The 19,327-nt window shown below is 68.0% G+C and carries 16 protein-coding genes; 7 read left to right on the top strand and 9 right to left on the bottom strand.

Features of this window, described 5'->3' with window-relative positions:
• Window positions 1-15: 15 nt before the first annotated feature.
• The 3 genes from CLV30_RS03545 to CLV30_RS03535 form a co-directional block, all read right to left on the bottom strand.
• The gene (locus tag CLV30_RS03545) at window positions 16-195 is read right to left on the bottom strand and encodes a hypothetical protein (protein ID WP_129710843.1); all 180 of its coding nucleotides are present in this window, start codon (window positions 193-195) and stop codon (window positions 16-18) included.
• A 220-nt stretch (window positions 196-415) separates the two neighbouring features.
• Window positions 416-1,168 (bottom strand): TIGR03936 family radical SAM-associated protein, encoded by a 753-nt coding sequence (locus CLV30_RS03540; RefSeq protein WP_205740456.1) that lies wholly within the window; start codon window positions 1,166-1,168, stop codon window positions 416-418.
• A gap of 93 nt (window positions 1,169-1,261) precedes the next feature.
• Window positions 1,262-2,074 (bottom strand): PhzF family phenazine biosynthesis protein, encoded by an 813-nt coding sequence (locus tag CLV30_RS03535; RefSeq protein WP_106535802.1) that lies wholly within the window; start codon window positions 2,072-2,074, stop codon window positions 1,262-1,264.
• 42 nt (window positions 2,075-2,116) lie between these two features.
• Between CLV30_RS03535 and CLV30_RS03530 the strand changes: the two genes are divergently transcribed.
• Window positions 2,117-2,833: an MBL fold metallo-hydrolase gene (locus CLV30_RS03530; RefSeq protein WP_106535801.1), complete on the top strand. Its 717-nt coding sequence runs from the start codon at window positions 2,117-2,119 to the stop codon at window positions 2,831-2,833.
• Here the strand turns inward: CLV30_RS03530 and CLV30_RS03525 are convergent, their stop codons facing one another.
• Window positions 2,834-4,756: a TIGR03960 family B12-binding radical SAM protein gene (locus tag CLV30_RS03525; RefSeq protein WP_106535800.1), complete on the bottom strand. Its 1,923-nt coding sequence runs from the start codon at window positions 4,754-4,756 to the stop codon at window positions 2,834-2,836. It lies immediately after the preceding gene.
• A 241-nt stretch (window positions 4,757-4,997) separates the two neighbouring features.
• On the opposite strand from CLV30_RS03525, the gene CLV30_RS03520 reads away from it, so the two are divergent.
• From CLV30_RS03520 to CLV30_RS25860, 4 genes are all read left to right on the top strand, one after another.
• The gene (locus tag CLV30_RS03520) at window positions 4,998-5,555 is read left to right on the top strand and encodes a hypothetical protein (RefSeq protein ID WP_106535799.1); all 558 of its coding nucleotides are present in this window, start codon (window positions 4,998-5,000) and stop codon (window positions 5,553-5,555) included.
• A complete protein-coding gene (locus CLV30_RS03515) occupies window positions 5,552-6,724 on the top strand; it encodes a hypothetical protein (RefSeq protein ID WP_106535798.1) in 1,173 nt (390 codons plus the stop codon). The genes CLV30_RS03520 and CLV30_RS03515 overlap by 4 nt, the downstream gene beginning before the upstream one ends.
• A gap of 142 nt (window positions 6,725-6,866) precedes the next feature.
• Window positions 6,867-7,577: a hypothetical protein gene (locus tag CLV30_RS25865; protein ID WP_129710844.1), complete on the top strand. Its 711-nt coding sequence runs from the start codon at window positions 6,867-6,869 to the stop codon at window positions 7,575-7,577.
• Entirely contained in the window at window positions 7,574-8,593 is a 1,020-nt protein-coding gene (locus CLV30_RS25860) for a hypothetical protein (protein WP_129710845.1), read from the top strand. The genes CLV30_RS25865 and CLV30_RS25860 overlap by 4 nt, the downstream gene beginning before the upstream one ends.
• 79 nt (window positions 8,594-8,672) lie before the next feature.
• Here CLV30_RS25860 and CLV30_RS03505 read toward each other — a convergent pair whose 3' ends face one another.
• The 4 genes from CLV30_RS03505 to CLV30_RS03490 form a co-directional block, all read right to left on the bottom strand.
• On the bottom strand, window positions 8,673-9,389 hold the full coding sequence (locus CLV30_RS03505; RefSeq protein WP_165358440.1) for a hypothetical protein: 717 nt from the start codon (window positions 9,387-9,389) through the stop codon (window positions 8,673-8,675).
• Between the two features lie 316 nt (window positions 9,390-9,705).
• Window positions 9,706-10,134, bottom strand: a complete 429-nt coding sequence (locus CLV30_RS03500) for a hypothetical protein (RefSeq protein ID WP_106535796.1) — start codon at window positions 10,132-10,134, stop codon at window positions 9,706-9,708.
• A 218-nt stretch (window positions 10,135-10,352) separates the two neighbouring features.
• Window positions 10,353-10,811: a hypothetical protein gene (locus CLV30_RS25855; RefSeq protein WP_129710846.1), complete on the bottom strand. Its 459-nt coding sequence runs from the start codon at window positions 10,809-10,811 to the stop codon at window positions 10,353-10,355.
• Window positions 10,812-10,915: 104 nt separating this feature from the next.
• Window positions 10,916-11,989: a hypothetical protein gene (locus CLV30_RS03490; protein ID WP_129710847.1), complete on the bottom strand. Its 1,074-nt coding sequence runs from the start codon at window positions 11,987-11,989 to the stop codon at window positions 10,916-10,918.
• A 298-nt stretch (window positions 11,990-12,287) separates the two neighbouring features.
• Between CLV30_RS03490 and CLV30_RS03485 the strand changes: the two genes are divergently transcribed.
• Window positions 12,288-12,545, top strand: coding sequence for a hypothetical protein (locus CLV30_RS03485; RefSeq protein ID WP_106535793.1), 258 nt, complete (start codon window positions 12,288-12,290; stop codon window positions 12,543-12,545).
• A gap of 193 nt (window positions 12,546-12,738) precedes the next feature.
• Window positions 12,739-14,550, top strand: a complete 1,812-nt coding sequence (locus CLV30_RS03480) for a DUF6571 family protein (RefSeq protein WP_106535792.1) — start codon at window positions 12,739-12,741, stop codon at window positions 14,548-14,550.
• Between the two features lie 74 nt (window positions 14,551-14,624).
• Here CLV30_RS03480 and CLV30_RS03475 read toward each other — a convergent pair whose 3' ends face one another.
• Window positions 14,625-19,280: an FtsK/SpoIIIE domain-containing protein gene (locus CLV30_RS03475; protein WP_106535791.1), complete on the bottom strand. Its 4,656-nt coding sequence runs from the start codon at window positions 19,278-19,280 to the stop codon at window positions 14,625-14,627.
• Between the last annotated feature and the right edge of the window lie 47 nt (window positions 19,281-19,327).

Genomic DNA, 19,327 nt, shown 5'->3' with positions numbered 1-19,327 from the left:
CGGGTTGCACTCCCGTCAGCTCCGGATGCGGGGCGCCGCGCCGTCACCGGCGCGCAGCAGCCCGTCCAGAGCTTCCCATCGGCCACCCGGCGCAGCCTCGTACGACCACGACAGGTGGAAAGCCTGTGTTTCGACGACGTCCACCGAACTCGTGCGTCGGTCGCCACGTTCGGGCTCCCAGCGGTGGCGCGGCATGCACCACTCCACCGGGCCCTCTCGCCGGTCGACCGTGCCGAACGACTCAGACGCAGGTAACCGTCGCACGCCCCGGCCCTGAGACCTCAGCGGCGCCGTATCGACCACGCGCAGGACGTCGGCGAGGACGTCATCGGATCGAACGGTACGTTCCGCCCGATCATTCCCGAGTATCGCACACGTCGAGCCCACAACGGTCGCGCGGACGTTGCGACACGCGTCACTCGCCCCGTCGACCCGGCGCCGACGCGCCGCCGACCCGGTCCGGCGCCAACGGATCGTCGATGGCGCCGTTGCTCCACAAGCCCTGCGCCAACCGGGTGACCCGCGGCGGTGCGGGCGGCTCGAACCCGGCCACGAGACGCAGGCCGGCCATGATCTCGTCCGGTCGGACGGTCGGTGACTCGTGCCGGATCACCGCGGTCACCGCGACGGGATCGTCGCCGGTGACGTCGCCGTGCAGCAGCACGGCCCGCGCGTCCAGGGTCCGGGTGCCGTTCTTGGTCCTGCGCCGCACCTCGACGGATTCGGCCGCCAGGAATCCGTCGACGGCGTCGGTCACCGTCGCGACGTCGGCACCACCCATCTCCAGCAGCCACGACGACACCTGCAACCGGTCGGCCAGCGCCCCGGGCCCCGCGATCACCAGATCGACCACGTCGAACCCGTCCGGTAGCGCCTCGTCCAGTGCGGAGCGGATGTGTTCAGGATCACACTCCTGCGTGACCGAAACCTCCAGGTACTCGGCCTCGCTCGCCGCTCCGGTGGGCGAGGCGCCGAGGTAGGAGACCTTCGGGTGCGGGGTGAACCCGTGTGAGAACGCCATCGGCACATGGGCGCGGCGCAGCGCACGCTCGAACGCCCGCTGGAAGTCGCGGTGGCTGGTGAACCGCATCCGGCCGCGTTTGGCGAAGCGCACCCGCAGCTTCTGCACGGCCGGCGGCTGATCGCGATCCGGTGTCGGTCGACTCACCCTTACATTCTCTCCGGAGCACGTCCGATGATCAGCGCCGGGATCACGCGCACCGCGGCGACAGCGCCCCCACGAAGATCACCGGGGCCGTGCTCAACCGTGCGCCGCCCCGCCGTCGAGCTGGCCGTCGACGACGGTGACGGCCCGTCCGGCGAGCCGGACGCGGTCGCCGTGCATCGTCGTCCGCACCGTTCCGCCGCGGCTGGACAGCTGACGGCCGGTCATCGCGTGACCGTCGGCACGCCCCAGCGCCCAGGCCCAGTACGGCGCCAGGACGCAGTGCGCCGACCCGGTGACCGGATCCTCCGGCACGCCCACCCGCGGGGCGAAGAACCGGGAGACGAAGTCGGTGCCGGCCTCGTCGGCTGCGGCCGTCACGATGATGCCGCGCGCGTCGACTCGGGTGAGCGCGTCGACGTCCGGAGCGAGCCGGCGCACCGTCTGCTCGTCGTGGACGGCGGCCAGGACGTCGAACCTGCTGCGGCCGGTCCACCGCACCTCGGCCCCGAGCGCCTCGGCCAGACCCGGCACCGGCTGTGTCTCCTGCGCGGGATGCGCCGGGAAGTCCATGCCGATGACGCCGTCGGCGTCACGATCGACGGTGAGCACACCACTGCGCGTACCGAAACGCACCGGGGCCGCGACTCCCTCGTCGAACAGCACGTGCGCCGTCGCCAGCGTGGCGTGCCCGCACAGGTCGACCTCGGTCTCCGGAGTGAACCAGCGCAGTTCGAAGTCCGCGTCACCGTCGTCGGCCGGCCGGACGAACGCCGTCTCGGAGTGCTTCATCTCCGCCGCCACGGCCTGCATCCACGCGGGGTCCGCGGCGCTCTCGAGCCGGCAGACCCCGGCCGGGTTGCCGGCGAACGGACGGTCGGTGAAGGCGTCGACGACACTGATACGCACTCGGACAGCCTACGGTCGGACCGGATCCGAGGAGGTTGCCAGGTGTCGACCGGACTGCAGCGCCTGACCGACAACGTGTGGCTGTGGCCGCACGACCCCGACCCGGCCACGGTCCGCGCCTGTGTGGGCGTCGTCGCCGGGACGTCGGGCAGCATCGTGGTGGACGCCGGCCAGAGCCCCGCGATGGCGCGCGAGGTCCGCGCGGCCGTCGACGCCACCGGGCTTCCACCGGCGCGGTTGCTGGTGCTCACCCACCACCACTGGGACCACACGTGGGGCGTCGCCGAGTGGGGTGTCCCGGTGCTGGCGCACGAGCGCTGCGCCGAACTGCTCGCCACCGACGCCGCCCTCCCCTGGAGCCACGAGTACCTACGCGCCGAGATGGACCGGGAGCCGCTGCTGAAGCCGAGCTACACGGCTCGTTCGCGCGCGGTCGACGACTTCGGCGAGCTGCGGATCGTGGTGCCGGACCGGACGTTCACCGACCGCGTCACCATCACCGAGGGCGGCGTGACCGTGCACGTGGAGCACGTCGGCGGTCAGCACACGCCCGATTCGACGGTCGTGCGGGTGCCGGGCGACGGCGTGCTGTTCCTCGGCGACAGCTACTATCCGCCGCCCTACCACCTGCGCTCGGCCGGCGACGACGTCGACGTCGCCCTGCTCACCAGCCTGATCAGCGACGACATCGAGTGGTACGTCGAGAGTCACGACGTCCCGCGCCGCCGCGCCGACCTCCTCCGCCTGCTCGGAGAATGATCAGACGACGCTCAGCGGCAGCAGCTTCTGTCCGGTGGGTCCGGTCTGGATCTCCGTGCCCATCTGCGGGCACACCCCGCAGTCGAAGCACGGCGTCCACCGGCAGTCGTCCAGCTCGATCTCGTCCTGGGCGTCCTGCCAGTCCTCCCACAGCCAGTCACGGTCCAGCCCGGAGTCGAGGTGGTCCCACGGCAGCACCTCGTCACGGTCGCGCTCACGGGTGGTGAACCAGGCCAGGTCGACGGGTTCGCCGGCCAGCGCCTGCTCCGCGCACCGCAGCCATCGGTCGTACAAGAAGTGCTCGCCCCAGCCGTCGAACCGGCCGCCGTCCTCCCACACCTCGCGCACGATCCGGCCGACGCGCCGGTCGCCGCGGGACAGCAGCCCTTCGATCATGCTCGGCTTGCCCTCGTGGTATCGCAGGCCGATCGACTTTCCGTACGAACGGTCGGAACGCACCGCGTCACGCAGCTTGTGCAATCGGTCGTCGACGACCTCGTGGTCCGTCTGTCCGGCCCACTGGAACGGCGTGTGCGGCTTGGGCACGAAACCGCCGATGGAGACGGTGCAGCGGATGTCGCGGCGGCCGGAGACCTCGCGGCCGGCGGCGATGACCCGCTTGGCGAGGTCGGCGATGGCCAGCACGTCCTCGTCGGTCTCGGTGGGCAGCCCGCACATGAAGTACAGCTTCACCTGCCGCCAGCCGTGCCCGAACGCCGTGGAAACGGTCCGGATCAGGTCGTCCTCGCTGACCATCTTGTTGATGACCTTGCGCAGCCGCTCCGAGCCACCCTCGGGCGCGAACGTCAACCCGGAGCGCCGCCCGTTGCGGGAGAGCTCGTCGGCGAGGGTGACGTTGAACGCGTCGACGCGGGTGGACGGCAGCGACAGCGAGGTGTTGGTGCCCTCGTACCGGTCGGCCAGGCCCTTGGCGATGTCGCCGATCTCGGAGTGATCGGCGCTGGACAACGACAACAGCCCGACCTCGGTGAACCCGGAGTTCTCGACCCCTGTCTGCACCATGTCGCCGATGGTCTCGATGGAGCGTTCGCGCACCGGCCGGGTGATCATGCCGGCCTGGCAGAACCGGCACCCGCGGGTGCAGCCGCGGAAGATCTCGACGCTGTAGCGCTCGTGCACCGTCTCCGCCAGCGGCACCAGCGGCTTCCGCGGGTACGGCCACTGGTCCAGGTCCATGACGGTGTGCTTGTGCACGCGCTCGGGCACGCCGGCGCGGTTGGGCACGACCCGAGCGATGCGGCCGTCCGGCAGGTAGTCGACGTCGTAGAACTTGGGGACGTAGACGCCGCCACCCGCGGCGAGGCGCTCCAGCAGGCCGTCGCGCCCGCCTGGACACCCCTCGGCCTTCCACTCACGCACGACCTCGTTGATCGCGAGCACGACCTCCTCACCGTCACCGAGCACGACGGCGTCGACGAACTCGGCGATGGGCTCCGGGTTGAACGCCGCGTGCCCGCCGGCGACGACGACGGGGTGCTCGTCCGTGCGTGCGACGGCCTCCAGCGGAAGCCCGGCCAGGTCGAGGGCCGTGAGCAGGTTCGTGTACCCCAGTTCGGTCGCGAACGAGACGCCCAGGAGGTCGAACGCGCCCACCGGGCGGTGCGCATCGACGGTGAACTGGCTGACGCCGTGCTCGCGCATCAGCCGCTCGAGGTCCGGCCACACCGCGTACGTGCGCTCGGCCAGGACACGTGGCTGCTCGTTCAGCACCTCGTACAGAATCTGAACGCCCTGGTTGGGCAGGCCGACCTCGTAGGCGTCGGGGTACATCAACGCCCAGCGCACGTCCGCGTCGTCCCAGTCCTTGGGGGTCGAGCCCAGCTCGCCTCCGACGTACTGGATCGGCTTGGTCACCTGCTCGAGCAGGGGCTCGAGCTGAGCGAACAACGACTCGACGGGCATGAACGTTCGGCTCCAAACGATCCGGGCAACTTCTGCCGACCAGCCTATCGGCCGGGTCCACACGCAGGTTGCGCCTGCGTACGTGACAGGGCAACCGGCGTACGTCGCAGGGCAACCGATCACGCCGTTGCGACCGGACATGTGACCGGTATCGTAACTCTCGCGGACAGTCGGGTATGGCTACATCGACGCCTGTTGTCCGCGACAACGGCCGCGACTTGAGCATGGTGGAAGGCGCGAGATGACGGACAACGCTCCGCCCCCGCACGGGGTCGAGACCGCACCGGACTCCGCTTCGACTCCCCGCCCGCCGTCGGACACCCCGCCCGTGCACAACCAGCCGGACGAGCAGCCTCTGCCGGACATCCACACCCAGCCCGACTACGGGCAGACTCCACCGGTTCCGGAGGACCAGCCGGACCACGTCGAGTTCCCCGATATCCACAACCAACCCGACCACGTCGACCTGCAGCCCGACTACGAAGTGGAAACACCGATCGGCAGGCCGCCGATCCTCGAACCTCCTGTCGGTTGCTTCCCGCAGCCGACACGTGAGGAGCTCGAGATGGCGTTGCACCGGGCCCAGCTGGTCGTCGACGAACTGTCGTCACTGCTCGACCCGGCGTTGAAGGCCATGGAGGACGGTGCGTGGGTCAGCCGGCGGGCCGACGAGTTCTCCGGCGGACTGACCGAGCATGCGCGCCAGACCGGGGCGACCGCCGAGCGGTGCCTCGACACCATCCAGGAAGCACTCGACAACCATGGTGACGACAACGTCGTGGAGCCGAGACCGCTATGACGAAGATGCAGGGTGACCTCCAGGACGATCCCGGCAAAGAGGTCAACTCGCTGGCCACCAAGAATTCCGGGTCGCTCGACAAGGATTCCCTCGCCGGCGACGACGCGACGTCCGGCTACGACTACGAGCCCTCCGCGGGTTCGGACTACGCGAGCGGGTACGACTCGGACAGCTCGGAGGGCTACGACGGCGGCGGCTCCGGCGGGTACGGAGGCGGCTCGTCCACCAGCGACGACACCACCGACAGCGAGTCGACGGGCAGTGACCCGACGAGCGAGACCGGCGGCGACGAAAACCCGGAGGCTTCGCCTCCCGACGACGACACCTCCGGAAGCGACGACGACCAGGCCCTCTACGCCGAGGGCACCGGGGACGAGCCCGAAGACACCGGCGAGGAGCCGGCGCCGATCGAGATCGGCGAACCACCGGACGACACCAAGCCCGGCGAGCCGGTCATTCCGCCCGAGAACAAAGTCTCCATCGACATCGAAGCCATGACCCGCCTGGTGGCAGCCATGGAACGCGCCGGCGACCAGGTCGTCGAACTGCAGGGCGAGCTGCGATCGATCCTGTCGGGTGTACAGCTCGACACGTCCGAGACGAACGGTTTCGACCAGGTCACGGCCTGGATCGAGGAAGTGCTTCCGGACCTCCGCCGCCGTCTCGCGCTGGCGCAGGACCTCGAAGGCGACTCGCCTCGCCGCGTCGACCCGCACCTACCGGTGACACGGCAGCCGATCATCACCGACGAGACGCAGATTCCGACGCTTCCACCGCACAAGTCGTTCCAGAACGGGAACGAAACAGCCCAGCGGTTCTCGGTGCCGGCCGAACAGAAGCCGGCGGTTCGCGATCTGGTCACCGATCTCAGGTCCGGCCAGCACGACCCGTACTACGCCAAGGAGTTCGTGCACAACGCCGATCCGAAGACCCTGGTCGAGACCGTCCGGCGTGCGACATCCGACGGCACCGCCGACACTGACGAACTGGTGCAGCTGACGGCCTCCACAGTCGCCACCGGCTCGCGCGGTACCGGCGACCTCGCCCCACCGGAGGGACACGAGGAACAGTGGGCGGCGCTGCGCAACAGCGACGACCCCGAGACAGCCGCCGTGGCCAGGCAGCTCCGCCCGGCTCCGGCCGACGAATCAGCCGCGCCGACCGCGTGACGACGGCGCATCCTGTGGTCACACCTCGTGTCGGCAACGCTTCACGAGGGATTTGTCCAGTATCAACCGACTCGAGGGGCCGACGTTTCCACTCGTCCGGTAGAGTGTGACGGCATTTCGACTGTTGTCTCGTGGGGGATGAATGCTTCGCGCCATCGGCGTCACCGCTGCCGTTGTGACCGTGCTCGGTCTGACCGCCTGTTCGGACTCGTCCGACGAGCCCACCGGGCTCGCCGCCGACACCGACACGCCGGCATCCACCGGGACACCCGCGCCCAGCGAGACCCCATCGGCCACTGCGCCACCGACCAACGCCGGTAGCAGCGACCCCACCGCCGAGTCGGAAACGACACCGGCCAACACCTTCACCCAGCCGTACCTCCCGGAGGAACGCGTCGTCGAACTCCGTGAGTCGGTTCCGGTTGAACCACCCGCTGACGCGAGCGACCAAGAAGCCGCAGTTGTCGCATCGTTCGCACACGTACAAGCAGCCTGGGAACAGATTCTCTGGGGTGTTCCGGTTGAACAGACACATGTTGCCGAGCACTCGACTGGGGTCCACCTCGACACCATGCGCGACTATGCACAAGAATCGGTGGACCTCAAACGCGTCAGCGTTGGCCCACCACTAGAGCATCGAATTCTCTCCGTCGAAGCCGGTTCAACGACGGGCTCACTGGAATTCTGTATGGGTGGTGGCATCTGGACCGACATCTACGCAGAGGGGCCACCTAAGACGGCTGATGAGCTGTACCTCGGCACCATGAACTTCGAGCAAGTCGACGGCGCATGGAAATCCACGCGCGTCGAGTATGCGGAAGACGTGACACAGTGCGAAGGAATGTTCGAATGACCACTAGATCGAAGATTGTTACCGCAGGCGTAACAGGCATTGCGCTCGCACTCGCGACGAGTATGGCTCCAGCCGCCGCGGGTCCCGGTGACGGCGAGTCCGATGACGATAACAACACGGTCGAGGGCACTGTCGAGCAGACGATCACTATCGACGGTGATGTAGTCCCCGGCGGCAGTACTACCACCACGGTATCGGTCCCAGCCAAGTGCTGGTGGGTGCCGTTCCCGGGAGACGAACATGCGTTCGCTGGCTGGTGGATCGGTGCAGTCTCTTCGTTACCCATTACATTGATCTTCCTTCCGACACCGGACGAAGTCGCACAAGCAATTAAGAAAGACAAGAAAACTCCTGGGCAGTGGTACTTGGCTGAATGTGTCGAAGACCCACCACCAGGTGCCATGGAAGAGTTCCTCGGCGCGTGTCAGGACTGGTACCCGGACGCGTGCATCCCGAAATGGGCTGGCTGGTACGAGGAGACCGAGGGCGAGCCGCCTGTCGTGATCCAACCCGAGGAACTGGCCCTCGCCGCTCAGGCACAGATCAAGATCCCCAACCCTCAAGTCGAGCAGAACCCGAAACTCGAGAACACCGCCAACACCACGCTGGTGAACGTCGACACCGGGTTCTGGGTGACCGACCCCGCGTCGGTCGGCGGCGAGGACGGCGTCCACGAGATCCGCGCCACCATCCCCGAGACCGGCGTCTGGGTGGAGATCCGCGCCGAAACGGACGGGCTGCAGATCGCTTCACAGGCCGGCTCCACGACCTGCACACCCGCGGAGGCCGTCACCGCGTGGTCTCCCGGCAGTGACCCTGCCTGCTCGGTGCAGTTCAACCGAGCGTCGACGCACCTGCCCGGCGGCTACCCGGTCACCGTGTCCTCCGCTTGGAACACCTCATGGCGTGGCGGCGTCGGTGACACCGAAACGGACAGCGGGACGCTCGACCCGATCACGACGGAGACCACGCTCAACATTCCGGTTGCTGAGGTTCAAACACTCGTGACCGACTGACGGGGTCACGGACACTCAACTGGCGGCGCTCCCGCAATCAATCGTGGAACTTGCGGGAGCGCTGTCGTGCAGCCGTCGCTCACGCCTCGAGCAGCTGCTTCAGCTCGGCGAGCCTCTCGCGCCAGTAGGACTTCATCTGCCCTGCCGCGTCCGCGTCCGGTAGTTTCTCGTGGGCCAGACTCACCTGTGACTTCTCCTCGCTCTTCCGCTCGAAGCCCGCGACGAGGCGAGTCGATCCGTCGCCCCACCTGGCGCGGAACGACTTCGGCGCTCTGACCGTGCGCACCTCCAGCGTCGCACCGAGCAGCCACCGTTCGCGAAGCTCGTCGTCGGAGAACGCCTCGAACAGCCGCTCGACAGGGACCGAAACCGTCTTGCTCGCGTTGGCGGTGAAGTACCCGTCCGAACGCTGCCCGGGTGCTCGCATCCCTCTGGCCTGCTCGTAGGCCACAGTGATGCCCTGCGCCCACCAACCAGGGACATCGTGTTGCTCGACGATCCAGCCAGCGATCTCGCTGTGGCGGCGTTCCGTTCCGCCCCAGGCGTCCAGTTCACTGAACCACTCGGCCCAGGTCCGTCCTGTGTGGGCGAGGACGGACTCGTCAGAGAACTGTTGCGGCCGGACGCCCGGGGGAGCGCCGCTGTCCGTGTCGGTCACCGCAGGCTCGACGTCAACACCAGAGTCCGACGTTGAATGCTGCTTCTCGGCGACGTGGCGGCGAGCTGTCGTGTAGCTCTCGCCGGTCTTCTCCATGCGCGCCCGCACGAGCGTCTTGAAAGACTTCTGCCTGGTCATGACATGCTCCCCTCGACGACGCAGGCCACCAGAACTCACGCTCCTGTTGGCCCCGCCGGATGGGGCATGTGCTGCCGGCGTCCCGAGGGCATCCGCCCCCTTTGCCCTCACAACGCCGGTGGCGTGAGCACCGGAAACGAGGGTGAGGCGCAGGACCATGCCCGGCTCAGAGATTATCGTCGTCCCTGGTCGGCCCGCAACAGAATGATTGCGGGTTCACGACTCCGCGCCGAAGGTCTGTTGATCAGCGCCGGTCTTCCGGCGCCGGCGTCGACACGTGGCATCGAAACTTCGTCGACCAAATAGTCGACACCGTTCACCGAGTCGGCGGCGAACCAGGAAGCGTCCACTGCTCCGGGATGTCAAGCGTCTGCCTGAGTTGCGCGGCTATTGCCGCGGCGTCGGCTTCCTGATCACGGCCATCGGCGATGCCGGCGATCCACACGCGGACGAAGTAGTCTCCGTATGACACCCACGCTTGCCCGGTGGATACCGAATCCCCACCACGGTCCTGTTCGTCTGCCCAGGTGAATCCCAGGCCGACGTCTGGCGGCAGTTGATCATAGCCGTCACGATTCAGTCGTTTCTCGAAGCCATCGCGCTCGTACCCCTCCGCGGCAAGTCCGACCGAAGCGGTGAACGTCAACTCGTCGTCGACCTCGATACGACAGCCTGCAGCGCTGACGGAGCCCTCGGAGGTCCGCGACACCTGGCCGTTCACGACGTCGAAATCCTCGGTACCCATCGCAAGGGCTACGCCTTCCGCTGGGACGAAGTCACAAAGAAACTTCCCGACTGGTGCCGCACTGGGCATGGCAGTCACGTGACTCACCGAACCGGCGCCTCCGTCGTCACTGTTGCAAGCAGCCAGAGTCATGACCGTGGCAGCCAGGGCAACCACGCCAATAGCGAGCCCCGGTTCACTTGGCCCGGCCGAAGAGAGGCGACGCCATGTGCACGCCCTCACCGCGACGGTGCCGTTCCTTGCAAGGTCCACTCGTCCGGGATCTCCAGTGTCTGTATGACCTGTTGTGCCAGGCCAACGGCGTCCGTTTCGGCATCGCGCCCTTCGGCAATGCCGACGACCTCGACGTCGATCAGATAGTCGCCGCGCGACAGGCGCGCCTCACCCGTGACGGGACCGTCGTCTCCGGTGTCGGTCCACGAGTACAGTCCCTCGCGGAACCCGTTGCCCGCATAGCCCAGCATGAAACCAACCATGACCGACACGACGACGTCGCCGTCCACCGCCAATTGACAAGCCGCCCCGGACAAGGCGTCAGCGGAGTCTCGGGACACGTTACCGCCCTGCACCTCGAACTCCTCGGTTCCCAGCACCTCGACGACGCTTTGCCTGGGAACGAAGTCACACAACTGATCTCCGGAAGGAGCTTCGCTCGACAAAGGGGTGCTCGTTGCCACTGGCGAATCTCCTCCATCGTCTCCGCCGCAGGCGGCAATGACGATCACACTGACGATCAGCGCCGCGCCACGCCAACGCCTCATCACGTGCCAACACCCATAGGTCAGCGCCAGTCTTCCGGCACCGGCGTCGACACGACCAGAACCTCCGACGCGGGCCCGTCCTCGGCTGTCTCACCCGTCACGTACAGACGGTCGCCGTCGAGAGCCACGCTGGTCACGTGGGCCATGGCCGTCGCCGCCTGACCATCGTGCACCAGGACCGCAACCTGGCCGTACGGAGCGGTGTCGTCGGCCGACTCGACCGACTCGTCGGCGCCGAGTCCTCGAACGATCCGGTCAGCCAACTGCTGCACCGACCCTTCCAGCTCGTCTCCCCACGAGAACGCCCCGACATCGACCGTTTCCTGCTCCAACGCGACCGCGCTGTCGACCACCGCGACCGTGCCGCCTTCAGCGGCAACATCAGAACCGACCCAACTGCCCCCGAAGCCGGACGCGTCACCGGCGTCGCCATACGGCTCGTCGGGCACGGCCCGCTCGCCCTCACTCAGCACAGCCTCGACACCGCCGCCCGGTTCCACTCGCAGCACGGACGACGGCCCTGCGACATACACCGCGCCGTCCTCGCCGATAGCGAGCTCCCCCTCCGTGCCATAGCCGTCGAGAGGCACGTCGGCGGCCTTCATGTCCGCAGGCGGGGACGCCAACACCTCGTCCAGTTCGTCGCCGTCGAGATCCGTCGAGTCCGCTCCCGCCACGTGCTCGACCTGACCGTCGACCAGCCGGAACACCTGCGACATCACCGGCTGCGAACCTTCGTCCGGTCCCGACCCGACGAAGGTCGCCGTCCACACCAGCTGCCCGTCGCCGTCCACGGCAACGGCCGCGATGCTCATGGATTCCGGGATGGCCGTCGCGTCCGCGCTTCCGGCCACGTCCGCGCCTTCCACGACGATCTCGGGGACCAGCTCGGATCCTTCGACGCGGTACACAGCCTCACCGTCGGCGACGTGGACACTGCCGTCCGGGCCCACGGCGAGTTCGCGAGGCGTCCCCGCACCTTGCACCTGCATCCGGCTCACGGCGCCGTCCGGGTCGATCGTGACGAGTTCTCGCTTCTGCCCGTCGTACACGAGCGCGTGGACCGTGCCGTCGTGTGCTTCCAGATCCGACACGGTCCCGGTCAGTTCCAGACTGTCAGCCGCAGACGCTTGTGGATCGTCGCCACCACCAGCCACGACGGTTACCGGTGCTCGACGCCCATCGTCGGCCGGATCGTTGTCGGCGGGTTCATCGCCACCGCATGCCGCGCACATGACAGCGACACCGGTCAGAGTGACAAGGTTCAGCAAACCACGACGCCTCATGAGTCCATGAGTCTGTCATACGATGTCGTCCGTATCGCACACCGTCAGGCTCACGGCATGGTTGCAGGGCACGTCGACCGGCTCACGGAACTTCAGGAGGAAACACGTGGGGACCAACGCTGACCGCGAGGCGCTCGAACAGCTCAAGACCGATGTCAGCAAGGACGTGCCGGACATCAGCGACCGCTTCAAGGGCATCGCCGAACGCATGGGCAACGGTAGCGTGTGGTACGGCACACAAGCCGACAACTTCTCGACGGATCTCGACGGCGAGAAAGGCACACTCTCGACCAGCACGAATGAGCTCACCGGCGACATCGAAGATCAACTGGCGAACGTTCCTGAGTCGGACGGTGGAAACTGATTCTTCACGGCCTCAGCTGAGCGTGTGAACCGTTCCGAACTGATGTAAACTCCCGTGCCCGAGCCAGCGTCTCGGCCGGGCTCGTGTACGAGAAGGATCCCAACCGTCGTACACGTCGAGCGCAGGCGAGCTATCGATAGCGAACGAGGCAGCCCTCACCTCGGGGTTGCCTCCAACGAGGGGCCAAGCGCGCATGAACGTGACAATTGACGGCGGCGGTGGGTCCGGCGTCGGAATCGATCCCGAGGAGCTGGACAAGTTCATCACCGACGCCGAGAACGCGGCGACCGACGTCGAAGACTTCGTCGACGCGTTCCGAGGACGGTTCGTCAGTGAGAACGTGTCCACCACGAACATGGACAAGGTCGCGGGGACGGCTGAATGGCTCCGCGATCAGCTGCCGATGCTGCGCCGCCGTCACGGCATGGCGGAGATCGCTGCTGAACAGTCCGGGAACTCGTTCGTGACGGCCGGCGCCGGTGAGCTCAAGTTCGACACGTCAGCGGAGGCCAAGCAGCAGGCCAAAGAGGACGCCGAGCGCCTGCTGGACGGTGTCGAACCGGGCGAGGACATCCCCCCGGAGGTCTACGAGCTGCTGCAGGAGCACAGCAACGATCCGGACTACACGGAGGCGTTCTTCAAGAAGATCGGTCCCGAGGGGATCAACGCCCTGCGCGTCGGAGCACACGCCGAGGACGGCGGCGCCGGCGAGTACGACAAGTCGAAGCTGGTGCCGCTGTCCAATTCGATGGCGACCGCGAGTTACCGGATCAACTTCGGCAAGGAGGAATGGCTCCAGGGGATGAACGGAGTGGATCCGTCCTCGCATGCCACCTCCGCCGCCGTGTTGCAGTACGGGACGTTCAACGGCAATTTCCTGCACGCCGCCATGGACCGTCTGGAAACCGCCCCGGCAGCGCCGATGCCCGGGGAGACCGAGACGATCTTCAATGCGCTGGCGCGCAACCCGGTGGCCGCGGCCAACTGGTACAAGAACAACAAGGAGCGGGCGGACCTCTACCTTCAGGGCCGCAGCCATCTCATGCGCGAGGGCGTTCCCGAGGCGTTCAACAACATCATGAACTCCGCGACGATCGACGTTCGCCGGTACGACCAGCATCTGGGCGAGCAGAACACCCATGACCTGCTGGAACGTGTCGGCACGAAATGGGGCGACAACGAGGCGTCGCCGGCGGCCCAGAAGTGGTTCGGCGAGCTCATCAAGCACGACATCGACGATGTCTACGACAGTGTCACGACGCCGGTGTCGGACTACTTCCAGGACCCCCGGAACGGCCGGGACGGCGTGGAAGCACCGGCTGAATGGTGGGCTGCGATCAGTGAGCAGGCCATGCGCGATCCCGAGGTCGCGGCAACCCTGTCATTGGAGTTCGAAACGAAGTATCGCGAGGAACGCGACCCGTTGCTCGGCGACGAGAACCAGAACAAGCCCAACGCGAACAACTTCTCGCTGGCCCAGACGAGACACTTCTCCAACTGGTTCGTCTCTCGGGTGTCGAACGTCCAGGAGAAGTACGTCGAGGACACGAAAGAGTGGAACAAGAACTTCGACAAGGCCGTCGACATCGCGTTCTACGCGTTGGATCCCAAGACTCTGCCGCAGAACCTCACCAAAGAGATCATCAAGGGGATCGTCGACAAAGAGCCACCGAAGTACAACGTCGACACAGACTGGGCGACGAGCCTGCAGGAGAATCTTTACCCTGATCTCGACACCAAGTACTCCGAGTTCCAGCGCGAGGACGGCACGCTTCCTCCCGTCGAGGTGGACGGGCTCACCTGGGACGGCGACCCGCAGTTTTACAACGAGCTGTATGCCGAGGGTGGGAGCTTCGTCGAGAACGGGCAGATCAAGCCGATCGACGAGATGACCCCCGCCGAGCAACGTGCCTACATGAACTGGATCGAGGATCCGGCGGTACAGAACATGTTCTGGGACGACTTCAGTTCCGACCTGCCTGAGGGCGTCGGCGACGGCGACTGACCAGACGGCCGGCCACGCCCGCGCCTTTACCCTCGACCGCGAGGGGCCGCAGGTATCAGCTCACGATCCGGTCCTCACGTGCCCGTCGTGGTCTCGGGGACCTGGACGAGCTGCCACTGGCCGGCGGCGACATAAATGCCACGCCCCGGTGGCATCCCGCCGGTGAGCGACCGGGGCAGCTTCAGCCCGTAGTGGTCGCCGTCGGACGTGGACGCCGGGGACAGCAGCACCCCCGAGCGGGACTTCTTCAGCACCGCCGCCGGGCCACGGTAGCTGCTGCCGAGATCGTCGGTCGTGGCCCCGGCGATGACCGTGCTGCCGGTGTCGCGGAGCTTCGGCACGTGCTTCGTGAGCAGGTCGACCAGCCAGCCGTCGACGCCCATCAGCTCCATGTCGTCGATGACGACGGCCGTGGGCGGTCCGTCCTTCGCCGGCACCATCGACTCGAACAGGTTCGTGACCTCGTCCTTCTCGCCCTCGAGGTTGATCACCGCCTCGACGCCGTCGCGACCGGACAGCTGGCCCAGCGGGCTGCGCCGCGGCGTGATGATCAGCATCCGCCAGCCGCGGTCGAGCGCGGAGGTTGCCATCGTCAGCAGTGTCGTGCTGCGCCCGGAACGCCGCGGCCCGAGCACCAGGATGCCGGGGCCGTGGTCGATGGTGTCGAGCGTGCGCAGCGTCAGCGTGTCGCCGCCGACCGCGACCGGCAGCTCGGTCGGCGCCAGTTGGCCGTCGGCCATGTCGAGCGCGTCGGCGTAGGACAGCCGCGTCGGCAGCGGGTCCACCCGGAACGGCCGCAGCGCGCGCGGCACGTCGGCGTGGCGCTCGGTGGCTTCGCGGCCGATCTCTTGCAGCGCCGCGACCTGCGCCGTGCCCTCCTGGTCCTCGACCAGGAGCGCCACCTGGGTCTCCAGCAGCCCTTCGGCCCGGAACGCGCGTCCCGGTGGCATGTGCTCCGGCACGGATTTCGGCTGCTTGCCGATGTTGCCGAAGTCGGTGCTGTCGGTCATCCGCAGCATCATCTTGTCCTCGAGCAGCGCCGACAGCCGCCCCACCAGGGCGGTGCGGTCGGCGGCGAGGACGACCTTGACGCCGACGGCCGCGCCCTCTTGCAGGATCTGCATCCACTGGTCGATCAGCTTGCCGCTGTCGAAGTTCTCGAACGACTGGACGAAGCCTTCCCAGCGGTCGAACAGCACGAGGATGTACGGCAGCCGCTTGTCCGGCTCGGCGCCGGCACGCTGCTCGCTCAGGTCGGAGTAGCCCTGCTCGGCCAGCACCTGCTGGCGCCTGCCGATCTCCGCGCGGATGCGCGTGGACAGCCGGGACAGCCGATCCGGCTGGTCGCGGCTGACGACGGCGCCGGTGTGCGGCAGACCCACCATGGACAACAGCGCATTGTTGCCGCAGTCGACGCCGTACAGGTGAACGTCACGCGGCGACATGGTCCGCCCGACCACGCCGGCGAACGCCCGCAGCACGCTGGACCGGCCGGTCCGCGGCGCACCGACCACGGACAGGTGGCCGCCGCCGGAGAGGTCGTACTCGGCGACCGCGCGGCGCTGCTCCTTCGGCACGTCCACGATGCCGAACGGCAGCCGGATCTCGCGCCTCTGCTGCACCTGCACGGCCGGGTCGGCCAGGACCTGGTCGAGCGTCACGACGTCGTCCAGAGCCGGCAGCCACGGCGGTGGCGGAGCGACGACGCCGGAGTCCGAGGACGCCTCGTTGATCGCGGTGACGACGCTCTCGAGGTCCGTGGGGATGCTGACGTCCTCTTCCTCCTCCTCGTCGTCCGTGCGATCCGGCGGCTTGCCCAGGCTCTCCCAGGACAGCTGGCGCAGATCGACGGCGGCCACCGCGTCCGGCGCGCTGGGGCGGCCACCGACACGCGCGGACTGGAACGCCACCAGCGACGAGTGACCCAGGCGGGCGTATCCGCGGCCGGGGGTCGACTTGGAGATCTCGGAGGCCTCTTTGGACTCGATGACGTCCTGGCTGTCGTTGCCGTCGGTGACCCGCAGCGCGATGCGGAGGTTGGTGTTGGACTTGATCTCCGAGCTGACGACACCGGCCGGGCGCTGCGTCGCGAGGATCAGGTGGACGCCGAGCGACCGGCCGCGTCGGGCGATGTCGACCAGACCCTTGACGAAGTCCGGCAGCTCGGCGACCAGCGCGGCGAACTCGTCGATGACGATCATCAGCCGCGGCATCGGCTCGTCGTCCGGCCCCTTGGCCGCGAGGTAGTCCTCGATGTCCTTCTTGCCGGACTCGGCGAGCTGGTGCTCGCGGCGGTGCAGCTCGGCCGCGAGGCTCTCCAGCGCCCGGGTGGTGAGGTGCCCGTCGAGGTCGGTGACCATGCCCACCGTGTGCGGCAGGTTGTTGCAGTCCTTGAACGCCGCGCCGCCCTTGTAGTCGACCAGCACGAACGTCATCTCGTCCGGACGGTTCGCCACCGCGAGCGACGCGATCATGGTCTGCAGCAGCTCGGACTTACCCGAACCGGTCGTCCCGGCGACCAGACCGTGCGGGCCGTCGGCGCGGATGTCGACCGCGAACGGCCCGTCCATGCCCTCGCCGATGACCGACTTCGTCGTGCGGCCGACGTTCGTCCACCAGCCCTGGATCGCCTCGGACGTCGGGTTCTCCAGCTTGAGGACGTCCAGCAGTCGGCTCGACGACGGCAGCGCGGACGAGAGGTCCTCGGAACTGACGTCCTTGACCGGCGCGACCGCGCGCGCCATCCGCTCGCACCAGGCCGGTGAGACGAGGTCGGGCCACACACCCTCGATGGTCGGCTCGCCGGTACGGCGCACCGTCGTGCTCTCGGCTCCGATGGCCACCACCGCGCGGCACTCCTCGGGCAGCAGCCGCTCGTCCGCGTCGATGCACAGGAAGTACATGCCCAGCTTCGGTCCGTCGCGCAGCAGCGAGATCAGGCCGGGGATCAGTCGGATGCGGCGTGCGCCGTCCAGGACCACCAGCAGCGGAGGGAAGGACATCTCGCGTGAGCTCGTCAGGCCGCTCCCGCGGTCGTTCGCGGCCTCCTTGCGCCGTTCCATGACGGCCATCAGCTCGGCGACGCGGCGGCCGGTGGTGTCCTCGTCGGCGCCGACCCCGGCGATCACCTCGGACGTCTCGTTGCGGCGCACGTGCGGCAGCCAGCGCACCCAATTCCAGGCGTCGCCACCCTCGACGTCGGAGAGCACGACGACCTCGACGTCGGCAGGGCTGTGCAGCGCCGCGAGCTGGGCGACGACCCAGCTGGACACCTGCCGGCGCTCGACGTCGTCGCCGGCCACGCCCATGACGCCGGCCTCGGCCAGCGGAACGCCGACCGGCACGTTCGGTGTCGTCCAGTTGAGCACCCGCTCGTGCTCCTCGCGCGCCGGGTCCGTCAACGACACCTCGCTGGGCACGTCGGCGGTGCCGACGCGGACCAGCAGCCAGTCCGGATCGGTGCGGCGGCGCTCCCACAGCCGCGCCCGGGGGCCGGTGGCGAACAGCAGCACCGCCGCCGGGTCCGGGATGTCGCGGCGCCTCGCGGCACGCTCGGTGACCAGTGCCTGGTACGCCTGGTTCTCGATGTTCCGCTTACGCTCGACGTAGTTCTTCATGTCGTTGGCGTAGCGGTTCTGGACCTGCCCCTTCGACTGCTTGTACCGCGCGACCATCATGAGCGGCGACAGGATCATGATCATCAGGCTGAACGGCGAACCGGTGATGAAGAACATCGTTCCGCCCATGATCATCGGCGCCAGCGCGATGGCCCACGGCAGCGGTGTCTTCTCGGGCTTCTTCGGCTCGTTGGGCAACCGGAACTCGGTCTGCCGCGGCGGCGGCAGCAGCCGCGGCGGCCGGTTGTAGTCCAGCGTCACGCCGCCCGGGCTGGGCGACAGCGACGCGTCCGGCTCGCTGGGCACCGCCAGTTCGAGCACCGTGTCGCCCACGACCAGCGCACTGCCCGGCTCCCACACCGTGGGTTCGGTCAGCCCCACCCGGTCGATGTGGACGAACGGCCGGTCCCCCTCGGGGTCGATGGTCAGGTGCGGGTCCTTGAGCCGCGCGAGCTCCTCCATCTTCTTCTTGTGCCGGCGGCGCTTGCGCGGCTTCGGGTCGGTCTCGTCCTCGATCTTCGGAATGACGATCGGGCCGTCCAGCGGGTACTCGCGCACCGGCGGCGCCACCTCGACCCCGGCGACCGACGGTTCCGGCGTCGCGGTCACCGTGCCGTCGAGGGCGACGTCGAGGCGCAGCGCGACCGCCGGAGCACCCGGCTCGTGCAGGCGCACGGTGCAACCGGTGCGGGTGCCGACCTCGTGGCTACCGGCGGCGAGCGTGTCGACGTGTCCGGCGCCCCGGCCGGAGACCGTGCGCACCTCGACCAGCCCGGTCCGCTCGGCGAACACGTCCGGCAGCGGAACGCCCACGCCCACCAGGGCGCCGTTACGCAGGTCGGACTCCACGACCGGAGTGGCAGGCTCCAGCGGCTGCTGGCCGAGGTAGAGCGTCGGCGGCAGCGCCGGCTCGTCGCGCAGCACGGACGCGTCGTCGTCGACGACGCCGAGGTGACGGCCGGCGGTGCGTACGACGCGCGCCTGCTCGGCCGGCTGGACGTGCGCGGCGAGCTGACGCGCGATGTCGGCGACGGTCGCGTCCTCCTCGCAGTCGATGGCGAGGTCGACGACGTCGCCGTCCGCACTTGCCGTGGCAGTCAACAGCAGCCGCACGTGTCCGCCCCTGGTTCCCTATCCGAGCTCGTCGACTCTGGACCGCA

Origin of the sequence: Haloactinopolyspora alba (genome assembly GCF_003014555.1) — a bacterium.
GTDB lineage: Bacteria > Actinomycetota > Actinomycetes > Jiangellales > Jiangellaceae > Haloactinopolyspora > Haloactinopolyspora alba.
Note: the sequence above shows the minus strand (reverse complement) of the source record. Positions and strands in the feature narration are given on the sequence as shown.

Excerpts from the sequence above, each read along its gene's own strand:
- CLV30_RS03520 (WP_106535799.1), top strand. The coding sequence starts at position 4,998 with ATGACGGACAACGCTCCGCCCCCGCACGGGGTCGAGACCGCACCGGAC.
- CLV30_RS25860 (WP_129710845.1), top strand. The coding sequence starts at position 7,574 with ATGACCACTAGATCGAAGATTGTTACCGCAGGCGTAACAGGCATTGCG.
- CLV30_RS03515 (WP_106535798.1), top strand. The coding sequence starts at position 5,552 with ATGACGAAGATGCAGGGTGACCTCCAGGACGATCCCGGCAAAGAGGTC.
- CLV30_RS03500 (WP_106535796.1), bottom strand. The coding sequence starts at position 10,134 with ATGGGTACCGAGGATTTCGACGTCGTGAACGGCCAGGTGTCGCGGACC.
- CLV30_RS03545 (WP_129710843.1), bottom strand. The coding sequence starts at position 195 with ATGCCGCGCCACCGCTGGGAGCCCGAACGTGGCGACCGACGCACGAGT.
- CLV30_RS25865 (WP_129710844.1), top strand. The coding sequence starts at position 6,867 with ATGCTTCGCGCCATCGGCGTCACCGCTGCCGTTGTGACCGTGCTCGGT.
- CLV30_RS03505 (WP_165358440.1), bottom strand. The coding sequence starts at position 9,389 with ATGACCAGGCAGAAGTCTTTCAAGACGCTCGTGCGGGCGCGCATGGAG.
- CLV30_RS03480 (WP_106535792.1), top strand. The coding sequence starts at position 12,739 with ATGAACGTGACAATTGACGGCGGCGGTGGGTCCGGCGTCGGAATCGAT.
- CLV30_RS03525 (WP_106535800.1), bottom strand. The coding sequence starts at position 4,756 with ATGCCCGTCGAGTCGTTGTTCGCTCAGCTCGAGCCCCTGCTCGAGCAG.